The following is a 15,325-nucleotide window of genomic DNA, read 5'->3' on the forward strand; positions in this document are numbered from 1 at the left end:
AATGAGAAAATTAACAAAAACAAAAACACAAAAAACAAAGCTTATTTTACTCTTAGCATTATTTTTCGCATTCGGTATTCAAAGCTGTCAAAAATCAGAATCTGATGAACTTGAATTCACAGAAGCTGCCTCAATAACAGATTCAAATGCAGTAAGCGCAACAACCAATGCATCAAGCGGCATCTTGTCTTACAATGATTTCAACACTGAAAAAGGAAAGTGGTATGAAGAATCCATCTCCGCATCATATTCAGCAGCTATTAATAATCAAATCACTCGTGCAGGTAAAGGCTCGATGAGATTTGAATTAAGAAAAAGTGATTCAAAACACGGTCACCGTGCAGAACTAGGCCAGCAACCAGGCGTAGTTAAGCAAGAAGCCTGGTATGGTTTTGCAAATTATTTTCCTAAGGAGTATACAGCTGACCCAATTGCTGAAATAGTTGTTCAATTTCACTCTAAACCAGATTTAGATAAGGGCGAAAAATGGAGAAGTCCACCACTAGCTATAGCTATTGTGAATGACCGATTTGTTTTAGACATGAGAAACGATTCGAGAGCTATTTCAACTGGCGAAATAAAAATGACACGCCTGGATTTAGGTCCTGTTGAAAAAGAAGTATGGAATGATTGGGTTGTTCATGCAAAATGGGCCTGGGACAATACAGGTGTCTTAGAGATATGGAAAAATAACAAGCTAATCGTTAGCAGAAAAAACATGCCTAACGCTTACAACGATGCAACATATCCATATTTTAAAATTGGTGTCTACAAATGGGATTGGGCTAACAAATCAACACCATCTGTTCAAAAAAGAATTTACTATGTTGATGAAGTGACCATTGGAAGTGGCAGCGCAGGTTACAATAACGTATATCCAGGGCGCACATCATCAACCGCAACAGTTGCGCCACCAGTAGAAGTTACAAAACCAGTTGTAACGCCTCCAAACGTTAGCAATGCTGCAGTTAACTATTACAATTTTAATAGCTCTTTGGGTACCTGGTTCGAGAGAAGCATTACCCAAACTTGGTCTGCAAATATTAGCACAGAAAAGAAACGTGCTGGTAGCGGCGCATTGAGATTTGAACTTAGAAAAAGTGATTCTAAATTAGGTTATCGTACAGAACTTGGTCAGGAGCCTGGAACAGATAAAGAAGCATGGTACGGATTTTCGAATTTCTTTCCAAAAGAATTCACCAAAGATCCAATTGCTGAAATTATTGCACAGTTTAATTCCAGACCAGATTTAAATAAAGGCGAAGCCTGGAGAAGTCCACCCCTAGCCTTGGGTATTATGAATGATCGCTTTATATTAGACATGAGAAGTGATGCAAATGCCATAACCAAAGGACAGCCGAAAATGACAAGACTTGATTTAGGTCCTGTAGATAAAGAGGTATGGAATGATTGGGTTATCCACGTTAAATGGGCTTGGGATAATACAGGCATACTAGAGATATGGAAAAACAACAAACTTGTTGTGAGCAGAAAAAATATGCCTAACGCTTACAACGATGCCACCTTTCCATATTTCAAAACCGGAATTTATAAATGGGATTGGGCTAACAAATCTACGCCTTCAGTTCAAAAAAGAGTTTATTTCGTAGATGAATTGACTATTGGAAAAGCAACAGCAACTTACGCCGATGTATACCCTGGACGCACATTATAAGAACATAACATCTTAAACTAGTACAACACACACAAACAAATCGAAAGAGGGTTTCCAAAAGGAACCCTCTTTTTTTTTATCCCATTTTTTGACAAGGTCCAATAATGCTTCCGCGGATTTCTATCCAAATAAATAGCCTAAATTAACTTTAATTTTATGTGTAATCAATTAAGCCCTTAAGGCTTTGACTGCGCTTTCTGTAAAGTCCAAATCTGAGACTCGATAGGTACGCTATTCGCATACATATCATCTGAGTGATCCCGTTGATATGCGTACGGAAAAGGTGTCATTCACGTCGTTGGCTTGGATTTGGGAGAAGCCTGAGTGGACCCTAGTAAGCCTGCAGACAAGTCCTATCACTTCACCCATTATGATTTGAAAAAATGATTCCATAAAAAAAGGGATGATTTTTCAATCATCCCTTTTTGCGGACCGGACGGGACTCGAACCCGCGACCTCCGCCGTGACAGGGCGGCATTCTAACCAGCTGAACTACCGGTCCGTTGATCTTGTTAGATCGTTTCCCCTTGCGGGAGTGCAAATATAGCTGAATATATCAATAGACCGCTTTATTTTTATTATTTATTTTCATTACCATTTTATGGTAAACAAAAAAGCCACTCTAGAGAGTGGCTTTGCGGACCGGACGGGACTCGAACCCGCGACCTCCGCCGTGACAGGGCGGCATTCTAACCAGCTGAACTACCGGTCCGTTGATCCAAATAAGGATCCTTTGTCCCTTTCGGGAATGCAAATATAAGGCGAATATTTAAACTTGCAAACTTTATTTTAGTTATTTTTCAAGTGCTTAATTACCAGCACCTTCTTTCATCTTTTCTGCGTTTTCAGCAAACTGAAGCGCATCAATCAATTCCTGCACGCCACCATCAAGCACATTATTCAAGTTATATAAGGTCAAACCAATACGGTGATCTGTAACCCTTCCCTGTGGATAATTATAAGTTCTGATTTTTGCAGATCGGTCACCGGTCGAAACCATAGTTTTACGCCTTGCAGCAATATCTCCATTCTTCTTTTGCAGTTCTATATCATACAACTTACTTCTTAGCATCTCCATGGCAATAACACGGTTTCCTAACTGTGAACGCTCTTGCTGACAAACAACAACGAGTCCAGAAGGCCTGTGCGTTAATTGAACCTTAGTCTCCACCTTGTTAACGTTCTGCCCACCTGCACCACCGGAACGTGATGTCTGCAAATCTATATCTGCAGGGTTAACATAGAGATCAATTTCTTCTGCCTCTGGTAATACCGCTACTGATGCCGCAGAAGTATGTACCCTACCCTGTGTTTCGGTATCAGGTACTCGTTGAACGCGATGAACTCCAGACTCATATTTTAACTGTCCGTAAACATCCTCGCCGCTTACTTTTAAAATCACTTCTTTATAACCACCGGCCGAACCTTCAGTCACGTCAACCGTTTCTACCCTCCAGCCTTTTTGCTCAAAGAAGCGGCTATACATCCGGTATAAATCACCAGCGAATAAAGCGGCTTCATCTCCACCAGTACCACCTCTAATCTCAAATACCGCATTTTTAGCATCTTCGGGATCTACAGGAATCAACATCAGGCGAACTTTTTCTTCCAGCTCCTCCTGCTCTTTAAGTAACATATCCAATTCTTCCTTAGCCATGTCACGCATCTCTGCATCTTTTTCTGTGCTTAAGATTTCCTTATTAGCATCTATATTACTCATCACATTCTTGTAGATTTTATATTGATCTACAATTTTACCTAAGTCCTTGTATTCTTTATTTAGCGCTGCAAAACGCTTCATATCCTGCATGGTGTCAGGATTACTTAACTGCTCTTCTACATCTTCCCACCGCAGTTTAATTGCTTCTAATTTTTCTAACATATCTTTTTTTCAGAAAATTAAAATCACTCGTTTTTCAGTAGTATAGGCATATGCCGATACCCTGATTCTGAAGACCAGCGATCTATTTGGACACAAAAATAGGTTTTTTTAGCTTAATTATTTAGCTTCAAAATAATTAAGGGATAGCTCATTGCCATCGAAAACAGCGTATGAATTATATTTCATCCATTCTCCAAGATTGACATAGCGGCTTTTTTCATTTAACTGAAGGTCTAAAGGTAAATGCCGGTGGCCGTAAATAAAATAGTCAAAGTGCTCTTTTGCTAACAGCTCTTTCGAATAAATAGCCAGCCACTCATTCTCCTCACCCATAAATACCTGCTCATCAAGCCCATCTCTCCTGCTTTTTGATGACCAGGCACTCCCGATGCCCAATCCAATTTGTGGAGGAACAACTGAGAAAAGCCATTGACAAACTGGATTTCTGAATACTTTACGAAGTATTTTGTATTTCTCATCACCCGGACCTAAACCGTCACCATGGTGTAAATAAAATCGCTTGCCATTTCTTTCTATAACATACTCATCACTGATCACCTGTATGCCCATTTCCTTGGTAAAATAATCGTTAACCCACATATCATGGTTACCTTTAAAGAAGTAAATCTTAATGCCACGGTCAGACATTTGTGCAAGCTTCCCCTGCAACCTGACAAAGCCCTTAGGCACAACCAGGCGGTATTCAAACCAGAAGTCGAATATATCACCCATTAAAAAGAGTTCACTGCAGGTTGGTTCTATTTGATTTAACCAGCTAACAATCCGGTTCTCCCGAGCACGGCTTTGCTCATAGCTCGGAGCGCCCAGATGAAAATCAGATGCGAAGTATATATTTTTGATCATCGATAGCAACAAAGATAAATTAAATTCAATTGCAGCCTCACAAATAAAGTACTACAATTTATGTAGATTATTTATGAACACAACCAATATTAAAACAAAAGTTTGTATTTTCGCCATAAATATAAATACATGATCTCTACAGATATAGCCATTATTGGCGCCGGACCCGTAGGTTTATTCGCCATATTTGAAGCAGGACTACTTAAAATGCGCTGTCATTTAATTGATTACCTACCACAAGTTGGCGGTCAACTTTCAGAAATATACCCTAAAAAACCAATATATGACATCCCAGGCTATCCAACAGTTTTAGCTCAAGAACTTATTGATAACCTAATGGAACAAGGGAAACCTTTTCATCCAGGATTTACTTTAGGCGAACGTATCGAAGGTTTAGAAAAACGTGGAGAAGCCGATTTTGTATTGACCACAAACATGGGCACCATCATAGAATCTAAGGTTGTTGTAATTGCCGGCGGACTAGGTTGCTTTGAACCTCGTAAGCCAGTTGTTTCTGGATTAGAGCAATTCGAAAACGGCCGTGGTGTTAACTATATGATTCTTGATCCCGAGCAATACCGAGGACAAAAAATGGTTATTGCAGGTGGTGGCGACTCTGCGCTGGACTGGACTATATTTTTAGCTGACGTTGTTGAAGAGTTAACATTGGTTCACCGCAGCGAAAGCTTTAGGGGAGCACCAGATTCGGTAAATAAAGTAATGGCCCTAGCTGAAAGCGGACGCATAAACTTAGTGTTAAACAGTAACCTAAATGCAGTTACTGGAAATGGGCGATTGGAAAACGTTGAAATTATCCATAATAAAACGCTAGAAACAACCAATGTCCCTACAGATCATTTAATCCCACTTTTCGGATTAAGCCCTAAGTTAGGTCCGATCGAACAATGGAATTTAAACATTCATAAAAGTGCCATTGAAGTAAATACAGATGATTACTCTACCAACATCCCTGGTATTTATGCCATCGGCGACATCAACACTTACACCAATAAATTAAAGTTAATATTATGTGGTTTCCATGAGGCAGCATTAATGAGCCACAGTGCTTATCAATACATGAACCCAGGGGTAAAATACACCATGAAATATACTACTGTTAACGGCGTAAGTGAATTTTAACTATGGAAGCAAATAACATCAATATACACGTTCAAAATCCAGATGGCAGCATCACTACCTTAGAAGCTCCGGTTGATATGGGACTGAGTTTAATGGAATACTTAAAAGCTTGTGAGTATGACATATTAGCCACCTGTGGCGGTATGGCTTTATGCGCAACCTGCTGCGTTGACGTACTTGAAGGGGAGGATAAACTACACGAAATGTCTGATGATGAATACGCCATGCTGGATACCTTGCCAGATGTGCTGCCTAACTCCAGGTTGGCTTGTCAGTTGCAGCTGAATGCAGATATGGATGGTTTAACCGTAAAATTACATGGCGGCTTAAACTAAATTCAAAATAACTTTAAAAAAAAAAGCATCCCACAAGGATGCTTTTTTTTTGCATTAAAATCTATAATCTGTTTCCTTCCGGATCAGCTAAAGCTTTATTAATTGTAAACTCCACATACTTCCGGTCTCGTTTGGTAAGCAACATCAGCTGTTCAACCAATTCCTCTTCCTGCCCTGGTGTAAAGGATAAATTTGCGTTTGTTAAATCCCTGTATTTCCGTAAAAACTTAATTTTAACTTTTTCTGCGGTTTCAGGGGTCAGAGTAAAATTTGCCATACACAAAACTATAAATATTTGTTATAAAAAAGGCCGCATTCAAATAATTGATGCGGCCTCTTCGTGATTAACTTTTTACCACCCAGGATTTTGTTTCAAATCAACTCCCTGATCTTTATATAATTTAATTTGATCGATAGGCAAAGGGGTTAAATATACCTTGTCACTTTCAAACAGGCGTTGTGTTTCTGCTTTGGCAGCCGGAATAATATAACCTTCTGTACCGCCATCAAGAGTTACTGCAGCTTTCGGATAGTCAGATTTTTTGATCCAGGCACCCTTATTAATGTTAGGTTTCTTTTGCGTGTCGATATAAGTATATTTTCTCCAACGTTTTAAATCATCATTTCTAAATCCTTCCATCATCAACTCAATTCTTCTCTCCCTACGAATTTCCCAGATCAAGGAAGGAACGGTAGGATCACGAAGTGGATCATCATAAACAACCCCATTTACTGCTGGCTGTACACCCATCACTTCTAGCCTAGGCATAGCTACCCCATTACGCTTTCTCAACAGATTGATTGACCTGTCCAGATCACTTTGCGTTAGCGTACCTAATTCAGCACTGGCTTCCGCGTAGTTCATTAACACTTCACCATACCTAATGATGGGTGCATCTGTAATACCAGTATTTGATAAACCACCTGCTACATCTTTAAGAGATTCATTGTAAAACTTAATTATAGCATAACCACTGGAAGAGTAGTTAGCCGCGATACCGTTCAGGCGAAGTTCCTTAGCGAAAGTTTCCGTGATACGTGGATCACGATTGCTCATTACACTAGCGATGGTTTTATCGCCTTTATTAAGTGGCGACAAAGACGCTGGTAAACCGTCGGCATATAAATAAGCATCTATAGCATCTTTAGAAGCCCCAGACTGAGGCTCTCTATTCACATAACCATGCAAACTATGCGTAATTTGTGCGGCCTCATACTGCCTGAACATGATCATTTCAGGATTTCCTACTAAGTCAACAGCATTAAACAAACCTCTGTAGCTAGCACCTAAAGAAAAACCACCATTGGTCATTACCTCATTAGCAGCCCACTTAGCAGCTTCAAGGTATTCAGTAGCTTTCGCAGCATCAATATTTTGTTGTTTAATCAAAGTACCATGGTATAAAAACACCCTAGACATCATGGCTAGCACGACATTTCTGTTAACAATCTGGCCTTTAGGACCTGTAGAAGCATCAGCAATCCTTACGTTTTCTGCAGCATATTTAAAATCAGCTAACATTTTATCCAAAACGTAAATCTGTGGATCTCTTGGTCTGTAAAGTTCAGGATCAGTTTCCTCCAATACCGTTTCGTACCATGGCATATCACCGTAAGATTTTACCAGGTCATTGTATTCTAATGCCCTGAAAAATCTTGCTATACCTCCCCAGTGCTTTTTAGACTCCTCATTTAATGGCGAACGATTTACACCCGCCAAAAAGATGTTGGCTTTTCTAACCCAGGTAAAACTATACGCTGTAGACGAAGTAGGCACAATCCTGGTAAAAGCAGTGGGTGTATTCGGTGCAAAGTCATCATTCAACGTTTCGCCGGAAAAATATTTTCCCCAGGTAAAACCTGAACCATAACCTGTGAAATAAGCCGTATAAAAACCCCAGGCAAAGGTTCTCACCTCAGCTTCTGTCTGCCAATAGTTATCGTCAGAAAACGAATCAATCGGCCCTTTATCTAAAAACTTTTTACACCCCCCTACTGTAGTCAGCAGGCAAACCGTAAATATTAATATATATATCTTTTTCATTGTTCTAAAAATTATAGTGTTAACTGCAAACCGAATGACAAGGTGGTGCGGTAAGGGTACACACGACCAAATGATGCCTGGTCACTCTGTTCTGCTGTATAATCAACTTCCGGGTCAATTGGAATACCAATATCAGACTTCGTAAACAGGTTTTCGCCACTTACGTAGAACCTCAATTTATCTATGTTTACTTTGCTGCTCACTTTGGTAGGCAAGGTATAACCTAAGGTGATGTTCTTCACCCTTAAATACGACATATCCAGTAAGTACTTAGATTGTGTTAAGAAGTTAAGGGTATTGTTGGATTGCCCCTGATTAGTTGGACGTGGATAAAACGCATCCGTATTGGTTGGTGTCCAGTAATCCATCTGGTGCTCATAAGCAGCTTCAACTGGATTCCATCCCGGAACAAAAACCGGTCCCGATGCCCAGAAATCTCTTTTAGCCACACCCTGGAAAAAGGCATTGAAATCTACGCCCTTGAATGTACCACCTAACCTGAAGCCATACTGGTACCTTGGCGTATTATTCCCGATCACTTTTAAATCTCCATGATCATCTACAGTGTTAGAGCCATTATCAATTACGCCATCACCATTTATGTCTTTGTATTTAACATCACCAGGACCATAGTTGAAACTTGCCGTTTCATATCTTGACTGCGACGGAATCCCAGGTTTTAGCACCCATTTGTTATTGGCATCCCTACCTACAAAGTCATCTTCTGTAAAAAAGCGGTCAGTTTCATAACCCCAGATTTCACCCAGATTTTTACCTTCATAGTTACCTGTAGTGGTCATCGTTGTATTGGCAAATTTAGTAATCCTATCCTGGAAATCAGCTAAGGTACCCGTTAAGTTCAAGGTTAAACCATTTTCAAAATCATGGTTGTAATCAATCGCCAATTCCCATCCTTTAGTTTCGATTTCCCCATAGTTTCTTCTCGGCGATGTAGCACCAAAAGAACTTGGCAAGGTTACACCAGCACTTAACATGTCAGTAGTTTTTCTGCTATACCAGTCAAATGATACACCCAAAGCATTTTTGAAAAACCTTGCATCAACACCAAAATCTAGTGTCGTTACAGTTTCCCAGGTTAATGACCTCGATACGGCACCTGGCGTTCCAATAGTGACCATATTTTTTCCACCGATCCACCAGTTAGAGTTTGATGTTGCCATGGTTGGTATAAATGGATAGTATGAACCTGCCACACCCACATCCTGGTTACCGATAGAACCGTATGATCCTCTAATTTTAAAGAAAGATACCGCAGGCGCCAGTTCTTTCATAAATGTCTCCTCGGTTAAAATGTAACCGGCAGACATGGATGGGAAAAAGCCCCATAATTCATTTTTTGGGAAACGTGAAGAACCGTCAAACCTGCCATTTAATTCCAATAAAAATTTATTCTTAAAAGCATAATTAATACGCCCAAAACCACCCAAAGTAGCCCAGTGAAGGTTACTTCCGTCTACAAACTGGTCGCCAATTGCGCCAGGGATTGCACCTACTCCCGGATCTAATAAAATATTACGTTTTGAACTGTGAAAATCATTTTGAAAATATTCTAAATCACCACCCACAATGGCTTTAAAAGAGTGATCATTGATCTCCTTAACATAGGTTGCAAAAGCCTTTGCTGTATTTACCGTTTTCCATCTTGAACTTACGAACGTATTATCATAAGCAGCCGACTGGTAATTTGTTGAAGGAGCCGATGGCCATCCAGCCCAGAAATCCCATCCAGCGGTACCACCACCCACACTGGTATAATGGTTATTGGTAGATGAAAAGGTATAATCTGCATCAAATGTTAAACCTTTAGCCAGTTTGAAAGTTGCGCCTGTTTGAATTCTCGTTAAACCGGTTTTACTTTCATTCATATTGGCTTGCTCTACTTCGGTAACCGCATTTCTAAATGGGGCACCTTCATAAGTTCCATATGGATAGAACTTAGGCCAACGGTATAAATAATAAAATGGTCCGTATTGTGCACCACTAAAGATAAATGGCGTAGTTGAGGTGGTATTGGTATAAAAAACTTTTGCCCTCAAATCGATCTTATCAGTAACAGCGGTATTAATACTGGCAGAGAAATTATAACGACTAAATTCATCAGGATTAACTTTTAAAGCACCCGTTTGGTCTAAATAACCTAAACCTAGGTTATAACTTGTTTTTTCACTTCCTCCACTTACACTTAAGTTATGGTTTTGTTGTGGTGACCAATCTTTCAGGTATTTATCAGCTGCATCCCATGGACGGTAAAAAAACAGTTTGCCGTCACGAACTTCAAAGTCGCGACCCATTACCATCTCATCACTTAGCTCTTGTCCACCATATAACTGCTCCCATTCACGCATTTTCTGAATAGCGATGTCATCAATATACATTCCCACAACACCTGGCTGCGTTACGTTCGGATTTGCCCTTTGTAAAGCGGAAAGTGCAAATTCAGCACCTTCTGCAGTTCCGGCAACTTTTTGCATTTCTGTTGGCGTCGACCAGGAAAGGTTATTGGTATAGGACACCCGGTTAGGTTGATTTTTTTTACCTGATTTAGAGGTTATTAAAACAACACCCCAGGCAGCTCTTGTTCCATAAATAGAGGTTGATGCTGCATCTTTTAATACAGAGATACTTTCAATATCATCCGGATTAATCATCTGGATACTTTCAATCTCTACGTTATCCAATAAAATCAAAGGTTGTGCACCGCCACCGTTTAAAGATCCACGAACACCCCTCAAGGTAATTTTTGGATCTCTTCCCAAATCACCACTGGCTGTAGTAATGCTTAATCCAGGTACAATACCTTGTAAACCTCTACCTACATCTGTAATTGGCCTGGCTTGCAACATTTTCGTATCTACCGTACTTACGGCACCGGTTAAGTTTGCTTTTTTTTGTGTACCGTAACCTACAACAACAACCTCATTTAAGTCGTTATTGTCTGCTTTCAATGATACATTAATAGTGCTTTTACTACCAACGGCAAGCTCTTGCGTAGCCATAGATACATAGCTAAATACCAATACATCTGTTGGCAAGGCTTTTATGGTATATGCACCATCAGTGCCAGATTGTACAACGGTAGAACTTCCTTTGATCTTTACGGAAGCTCCTGGAATCGGGAGTTTATCATCAGAGAAAATCACTTTCCCCGAAACTGTTTTTTGCTGAGCAAAGGCATGAGCAAAAACAAATAAACTACCTAAAATAAATAGGAGTAGTTTTTTTTTCATAAATGGCTGACTTGGTTATTTAATAAGTTATTTATTGTGAATATTTTAAACCCCGCAAAAACACGCAAAAAAAAATTCACAGAGTAAATATCAGAATGTTTTCCATTAAACAAAAGAAATAAACAACTATTTTAAATCTAAAGTGCAGACTATTATTGCACACAACAGCAAAAACCCGCAATTTATCATTTAAAGGGAATAAATTATCAGAAGCTTTATTACATTAGCTAAAATTTACTCACATGTTAAAGAAAGAAAGGCATGATTTGATTATGCGTCAAATAAATTTGCATAATCGGGTGCTCACCTCAGATCTGGTATCCCTGTTAAACGTGTCTGAAGACACCATCAGAAGAGATTTGCAGGAATTAAGTGAAAGCAAAAGGCTAATCAAAGTACATGGCGGAGCGCTTTCCACTTCTTACCAGAGTTCTTTTGATGACGTACACGTTTACGCCCGCGACGCCAAAAGGTGTATTGCAAAAAAAGCTATTGGTCTCATTAAAGATGGGATGGTCATCTTAACAGGAGGTGGTACTACCCTAATTGAACTAGCTAAATTGCTTCCTCCTCAGCTGACAGCCACTTTTTTTACCGTGAGCCCATACGTAGCGATTGAACTGGCCAAATATGAAAAGTTGGAAGTGATTTTGATTGGAGGTCTTTTTTCTAAAAACTCACAGGTTACCTACGGCAGCCATGTCATCAACCAATTGTCGGAAATCAATGCCGATCTCTGTTTAATTGGCACCAGCGCCGTACATCCAACCAATGGCCTAACCGATACAGACTGGGAGATTAACCAGCTTAAGAAAAAAATGCTGAGCTCGAGTAAAAGGGCTGCTATATTATGTATTTCAGAGAAATTAAATACTACACAACGGTTAAAAGTAGCTTCTTTAGAAAATATCAATTATTTAATAACGGAAATTGACGCAGCGTGCACGGAACTAAACGATTACCGGATAAAGACTTTAAAAATTCTCTAATCAAGCCTCAAAATCCTGAACAAACCGGAATTGTATGCTATCTTTACTGCTCCGAACCAATTTTAACAAAACCGAATTAATGGCTAGATTAAATCTATTAGAGGAAACACGCTTTGAAAAACTGCCCGTTTCCGTCTTTGAAAACCCAAAAAAAGCATCCCTAAGTGTTGCACATCGTATCGCTAACCTAATCAAACTCAAACAGTCACAAAATGCAATGGCCGTTCTTGGTTTAGCAACAGGCGCCACGCCTATTGCGGTGTATGCAGAACTTGTGCGTTTACACAAAGAGGAAGGGCTAAGTTTTAAAAATGTTGTTACGTTTAACCTTGATGAGTATTACCCTATGCAGCCTAATGCTGCACAGAGTTACGTGACCTTCATGAATGAGAACCTTTTTAACCATATTGATATTGATAAAAACAATGTCAATATTCCTGACGGAACTTTAAAGCTTGAAGAAATCCCAGCTTTCTGCCTGGACTATGAAAAGAAAATAAGTGATGTAGGTGGGTTAGACATTCAGATTCTTGGTATTGGTCGTACTGGTCACATTGGTTTCAATGAGCCAGGTTCTGCACCAAATTCAGGTACCCGTTTAGTAACACTTGACGACCTTACTAAAAGAGATGCGGCAAGAGATTTCGGGGGTAAATCATTTGTGCCTTCAAAAGCCATTACTATGGGTATTGGCACCATTTTCAAAGCCAGAGAAATCATTTTAATGGCTTGGAATAGAAAGAAAGCATCCATCATTAAAAAAGCAGTAGAAGGCGAAATTTCTAGTGAAGTACCGGCAACTTACCTGCAACTTTCAGAACATGTAGAATTTATACTTGATAAGGATGCAGCCTCCTTGTTAACCCGTTTTGACACGCCATGGTTAGTGAAAGACTGTGTATGGGATGAAATGCTCACCCGTAAAGCAGTGATCTGGTTAGCAAACACCTTACAAAAACCAATCCTGAAACTAACAGAAGACGACTTTAACAACCATGGCATGGCACAACTTGCCCTGGAAAAAGGTCCAGTTTACAATATTAATATTCATATTTTTAATAAACTACAACATACCATTACTGGCTGGCCAGGTGGCAAACCAAATGCCGATGATAGCCAGCGGCCAGAACGTGCCGAGCCTGCTAAAAAGAGTGTACTTATTTTCTCTCCTCATCCTGATGACGATGTCATCTCCATGGGCGGAACCTTCATCCGGTTGGTAGATCAACAACATGATGTCCATGTGGCTTACCAAACTTCTGGAAATACTGCGGTTTGGGATGATGACGCCTTACGTTTTGTAGAGTTCAGCATTGATTTTGCTAAAAAAATGGGCTTAGGTCAGGATGCTTTACAAAGCATTTATGATAACATGCGTACCTTCATTGACCAGAAATTACCTAATCAAATCGATACCCCCGAAATTCAAACGGTTAAAGGTTTAGTTAGAAAAGGCGAAGCGATTGCTGGTGCACGTTACTGCGGACTTGAAGATGATCATATTCACTTCATGGCCCTGCCATTTTACGAATCAGGCAAAAGCCAGAAAAACCCGGTAACAGACCTGGATATTCAAATAACCATCGAATTATTACAAAAAGTAAAACCACAACAAGTTTTCGCTGCCGGAGATTTTGAAGATCCGCACGGAACACATATCGTTTGCTTCAACATCATTCTTGCCGCATTAACCGAACTCCGTAAAACTGAAAGCTGGGCGCAAGACTGCTGGTTATGGATGTATAGAGGCGCTTGGCATGAGTTTCCAACTCATGAAATCGAAATGGCTGTACCGCTTAGTCCGCAGGAATTGGAGAAAAAGAAATATGCCATCTTTAAACACCAAAGTCAAAAAGACCGTGCTGTTTTCCCTGGCGACGATTCACGTGAGTTCTGGAAACGTGCTGAAGACCGTAACCGGGAGACAGCTAAAGCCTATGACGACCTGGGCTTATCAGAATACGAAGCAATGGAAGCATTTGTAAGGTGGAAATTTTAATATAATATGGAAAACAGCCCACAGCGGTTATTGTCGTTAGACTTCTTTAGAGGGGCGACCGTAGCTGCAATGATTTTGGTTAACAATGCTGGCGATTGGGGAAATATTTATGCCCCATTACGCCATGCGGCGTGGAATGGTTGTACCCCCACCGATTTGATTTTTCCATTTTTCCTCTTCATTGTGGGCGTTTCCATAGCGTATGCCATGGGCAGTAAAAAAACTGACCCATCATTACACCGTCAACTCCTAAGTAAAGCTTTTAAACGTGCCCTGATTTTATTTGGACTTGGACTTTTCCTTTCCTTGTACCCTAAAATCTTTACTGCACCCATCGAAGCTTTACAAACAGTAAGAATACCAGGCGTCTTGCAACGCATTGCCCTGGTTTTCTTTATTTCTGCCGTCATATTCTTGAAAAATACAGAGAAAAATATCTTTAGAATCTTTATTGGTCTGCTGGTTTTTTATTGGGCCATGATGACCTTTGTACCTGTTCCTGGTGTTGGTTATCCCAACCTGGAAAAAGAAACTAATCTGGGTGCCTGGATCGACCGATCCATATTAACCGAAGCTCATTTGTATAAGTCAGCAAAAACCTGGGACCCCGAAGGATTGTTCAGCACCATTCCAGCAGTAGCAACAGGTTTATTCGGCGTTTTAGTAGGTCTATTCTTAAAACGTAAAGATATGGACGCCGCCACTAAAATGGCCTGGTTATTCTCCACCGGCTTTGCAGCCATTGCATTTGGACTGTTGTGGGATTTACAATTCCCGATTAACAAAGCACTTTGGACAAGCTCCTTCGTCTTGTACACAGGTGGTTTAGCAACCGTTATCCTGGCCTTGAGCTATTGGATGATTGATGTACAAAAATATCAGAAGTTCACCACACCATTTGTGGTTTATGGGGTTAACGCCATCACTGTCTTTTTTCTTTCAGGGTTATTGCCACGCACCCTAAACATGTTTAAAGTGAACACGCCCGACGGCAGTGAAACTGGACTCCAAAGCTGGTTATATCAAACTTATTATAGCGCTAATTTCGCGCCTGTAAATGCTTCACTAGTTTGGGCAGTTACTCAAATTCTCTTTTGGTATATTATTTTATACATAATGTATAAAAAGAAAATCTTTATCAAAGTATAA

11 protein-coding genes and 2 tRNA genes are annotated in these 15,325 nt (G+C 40.0%); 6 read left to right on the top strand and 7 right to left on the bottom strand.

What is annotated here, in order from left to right:
- The first annotated feature begins 1 nt into the window (after position 1).
- The gene (locus IWX76_RS16495) at positions 2-1,675 is read left to right on the top strand and encodes a polysaccharide lyase (RefSeq protein WP_196861122.1); all 1,674 of its coding nucleotides are present in this window, start codon (positions 2-4) and stop codon (positions 1,673-1,675) included.
- Between the two features lie 428 nt (positions 1,676-2,103).
- On the opposite strand, the gene IWX76_RS16500 is transcribed toward IWX76_RS16495, so the two are convergent.
- The 4 genes from IWX76_RS16500 to IWX76_RS16515 form a co-directional block, all read right to left on the bottom strand.
- Positions 2,104-2,177 (bottom strand) — tRNA-Asp (locus IWX76_RS16500).
- A gap of 136 nt (positions 2,178-2,313) precedes the next feature.
- Positions 2,314-2,387 (bottom strand) — tRNA-Asp (locus IWX76_RS16505).
- A gap of 96 nt (positions 2,388-2,483) precedes the next feature.
- The gene (gene prfA / locus IWX76_RS16510) at positions 2,484-3,557 is read right to left on the bottom strand and encodes a peptide chain release factor 1 (RefSeq protein WP_196861123.1); all 1,074 of its coding nucleotides are present in this window, start codon (positions 3,555-3,557) and stop codon (positions 2,484-2,486) included.
- A 117-nt stretch (positions 3,558-3,674) separates the two neighbouring features.
- Positions 3,675-4,421 carry a UDP-2,3-diacylglucosamine diphosphatase gene (locus IWX76_RS16515; RefSeq protein ID WP_196861124.1) on the bottom strand — a complete coding sequence of 249 codons (747 nt, stop codon included), beginning with the start codon at positions 4,419-4,421 and terminating at the stop codon, positions 3,675-3,677.
- A 129-nt stretch (positions 4,422-4,550) separates the two neighbouring features.
- Here IWX76_RS16515 and IWX76_RS16520 point away from each other — a divergent pair, with 129 nt between their 5' ends.
- Together IWX76_RS16520 and IWX76_RS16525 are read left to right on the top strand one after the other, a co-directional pair.
- A complete protein-coding gene (locus IWX76_RS16520; protein WP_196861125.1) occupies positions 4,551-5,561 on the top strand; it encodes an NAD(P)/FAD-dependent oxidoreductase in 1,011 nt (336 codons plus the stop codon).
- Between the two features lie 2 nt (positions 5,562-5,563).
- Positions 5,564-5,896, top strand: a complete 333-nt coding sequence (locus tag IWX76_RS16525) for a 2Fe-2S iron-sulfur cluster-binding protein (RefSeq protein ID WP_196861126.1) — start codon at positions 5,564-5,566, stop codon at positions 5,894-5,896.
- 61 nt (positions 5,897-5,957) lie between these two features.
- Here the strand turns inward: IWX76_RS16525 and IWX76_RS16530 are convergent, their stop codons facing one another.
- The 3 genes from IWX76_RS16530 to IWX76_RS16540 all read right to left on the bottom strand — a co-directional run bounded on the left by IWX76_RS16530 (position 5,958) and on the right by IWX76_RS16540 (position 11,188).
- Complete coding sequence (locus tag IWX76_RS16530) at positions 5,958-6,173, bottom strand: hypothetical protein (RefSeq protein ID WP_196861127.1); 216 nt, start codon at positions 6,171-6,173, stop codon at positions 5,958-5,960.
- Positions 6,174-6,248: 75 nt separating this feature from the next.
- Positions 6,249-7,940, bottom strand: a complete 1,692-nt coding sequence (locus tag IWX76_RS16535; protein WP_196861128.1) for a RagB/SusD family nutrient uptake outer membrane protein — start codon at positions 7,938-7,940, stop codon at positions 6,249-6,251.
- An 11-nt stretch (positions 7,941-7,951) separates the two neighbouring features.
- The gene (locus IWX76_RS16540) at positions 7,952-11,188 is read right to left on the bottom strand and encodes a SusC/RagA family TonB-linked outer membrane protein (protein WP_196861129.1); all 3,237 of its coding nucleotides are present in this window, start codon (positions 11,186-11,188) and stop codon (positions 7,952-7,954) included.
- Between the two features lie 242 nt (positions 11,189-11,430).
- Here IWX76_RS16540 and IWX76_RS16545 point away from each other — a divergent pair, with 242 nt between their 5' ends.
- From IWX76_RS16545 to IWX76_RS16555, 3 genes are all read left to right on the top strand, one after another.
- A complete protein-coding gene (locus IWX76_RS16545) occupies positions 11,431-12,177 on the top strand; it encodes a DeoR/GlpR family DNA-binding transcription regulator (protein WP_196861130.1) in 747 nt (248 codons plus the stop codon).
- Positions 12,178-12,256: 79 nt separating this feature from the next.
- Positions 12,257-14,176 carry a glucosamine-6-phosphate deaminase gene (nagB, locus tag IWX76_RS16550; protein ID WP_196861131.1) on the top strand — a complete coding sequence of 640 codons (1,920 nt, stop codon included), beginning with the start codon at positions 12,257-12,259 and terminating at the stop codon, positions 14,174-14,176.
- 6 nt (positions 14,177-14,182) lie between these two features.
- Positions 14,183-15,325 carry an acyltransferase family protein gene (locus tag IWX76_RS16555; RefSeq protein WP_196861132.1) on the top strand — a complete coding sequence of 381 codons (1,143 nt, stop codon included), beginning with the start codon at positions 14,183-14,185 and terminating at the stop codon, positions 15,323-15,325.

The sequence above is a fragment of the Pedobacter sp. CAN_A7 genome (assembly GCF_015752175.1).
Classification (GTDB): domain Bacteria; phylum Bacteroidota; class Bacteroidia; order Sphingobacteriales; family Sphingobacteriaceae; genus Pedobacter.

Excerpts from the sequence above, each read along its gene's own strand:
- IWX76_RS16545 (WP_196861130.1), top strand. The coding sequence starts at position 11,431 with ATGTTAAAGAAAGAAAGGCATGATTTGATTATGCGTCAAATAAATTTG.
- IWX76_RS16525 (WP_196861126.1), top strand. The coding sequence starts at position 5,564 with ATGGAAGCAAATAACATCAATATACACGTTCAAAATCCAGATGGCAGC.
- IWX76_RS16555 (WP_196861132.1), top strand. The coding sequence starts at position 14,183 with ATGGAAAACAGCCCACAGCGGTTATTGTCGTTAGACTTCTTTAGAGGG.
- IWX76_RS16540 (WP_196861129.1), bottom strand. The coding sequence starts at position 11,188 with ATGAAAAAAAAACTACTCCTATTTATTTTAGGTAGTTTATTTGTTTTT.
- IWX76_RS16535 (WP_196861128.1), bottom strand. The coding sequence starts at position 7,940 with ATGAAAAAGATATATATATTAATATTTACGGTTTGCCTGCTGACTACA.
- nagB (WP_196861131.1), top strand. The coding sequence starts at position 12,257 with ATGGCTAGATTAAATCTATTAGAGGAAACACGCTTTGAAAAACTGCCC.
- prfA (WP_196861123.1), bottom strand. The coding sequence starts at position 3,557 with ATGTTAGAAAAATTAGAAGCAATTAAACTGCGGTGGGAAGATGTAGAA.
- IWX76_RS16495 (WP_196861122.1), top strand. The coding sequence starts at position 2 with ATGAGAAAATTAACAAAAACAAAAACACAAAAAACAAAGCTTATTTTA.
- IWX76_RS16530 (WP_196861127.1), bottom strand. The coding sequence starts at position 6,173 with ATGGCAAATTTTACTCTGACCCCTGAAACCGCAGAAAAAGTTAAAATT.
- IWX76_RS16520 (WP_196861125.1), top strand. The coding sequence starts at position 4,551 with ATGATCTCTACAGATATAGCCATTATTGGCGCCGGACCCGTAGGTTTA.
- IWX76_RS16515 (WP_196861124.1), bottom strand. The coding sequence starts at position 4,421 with ATGATCAAAAATATATACTTCGCATCTGATTTTCATCTGGGCGCTCCG.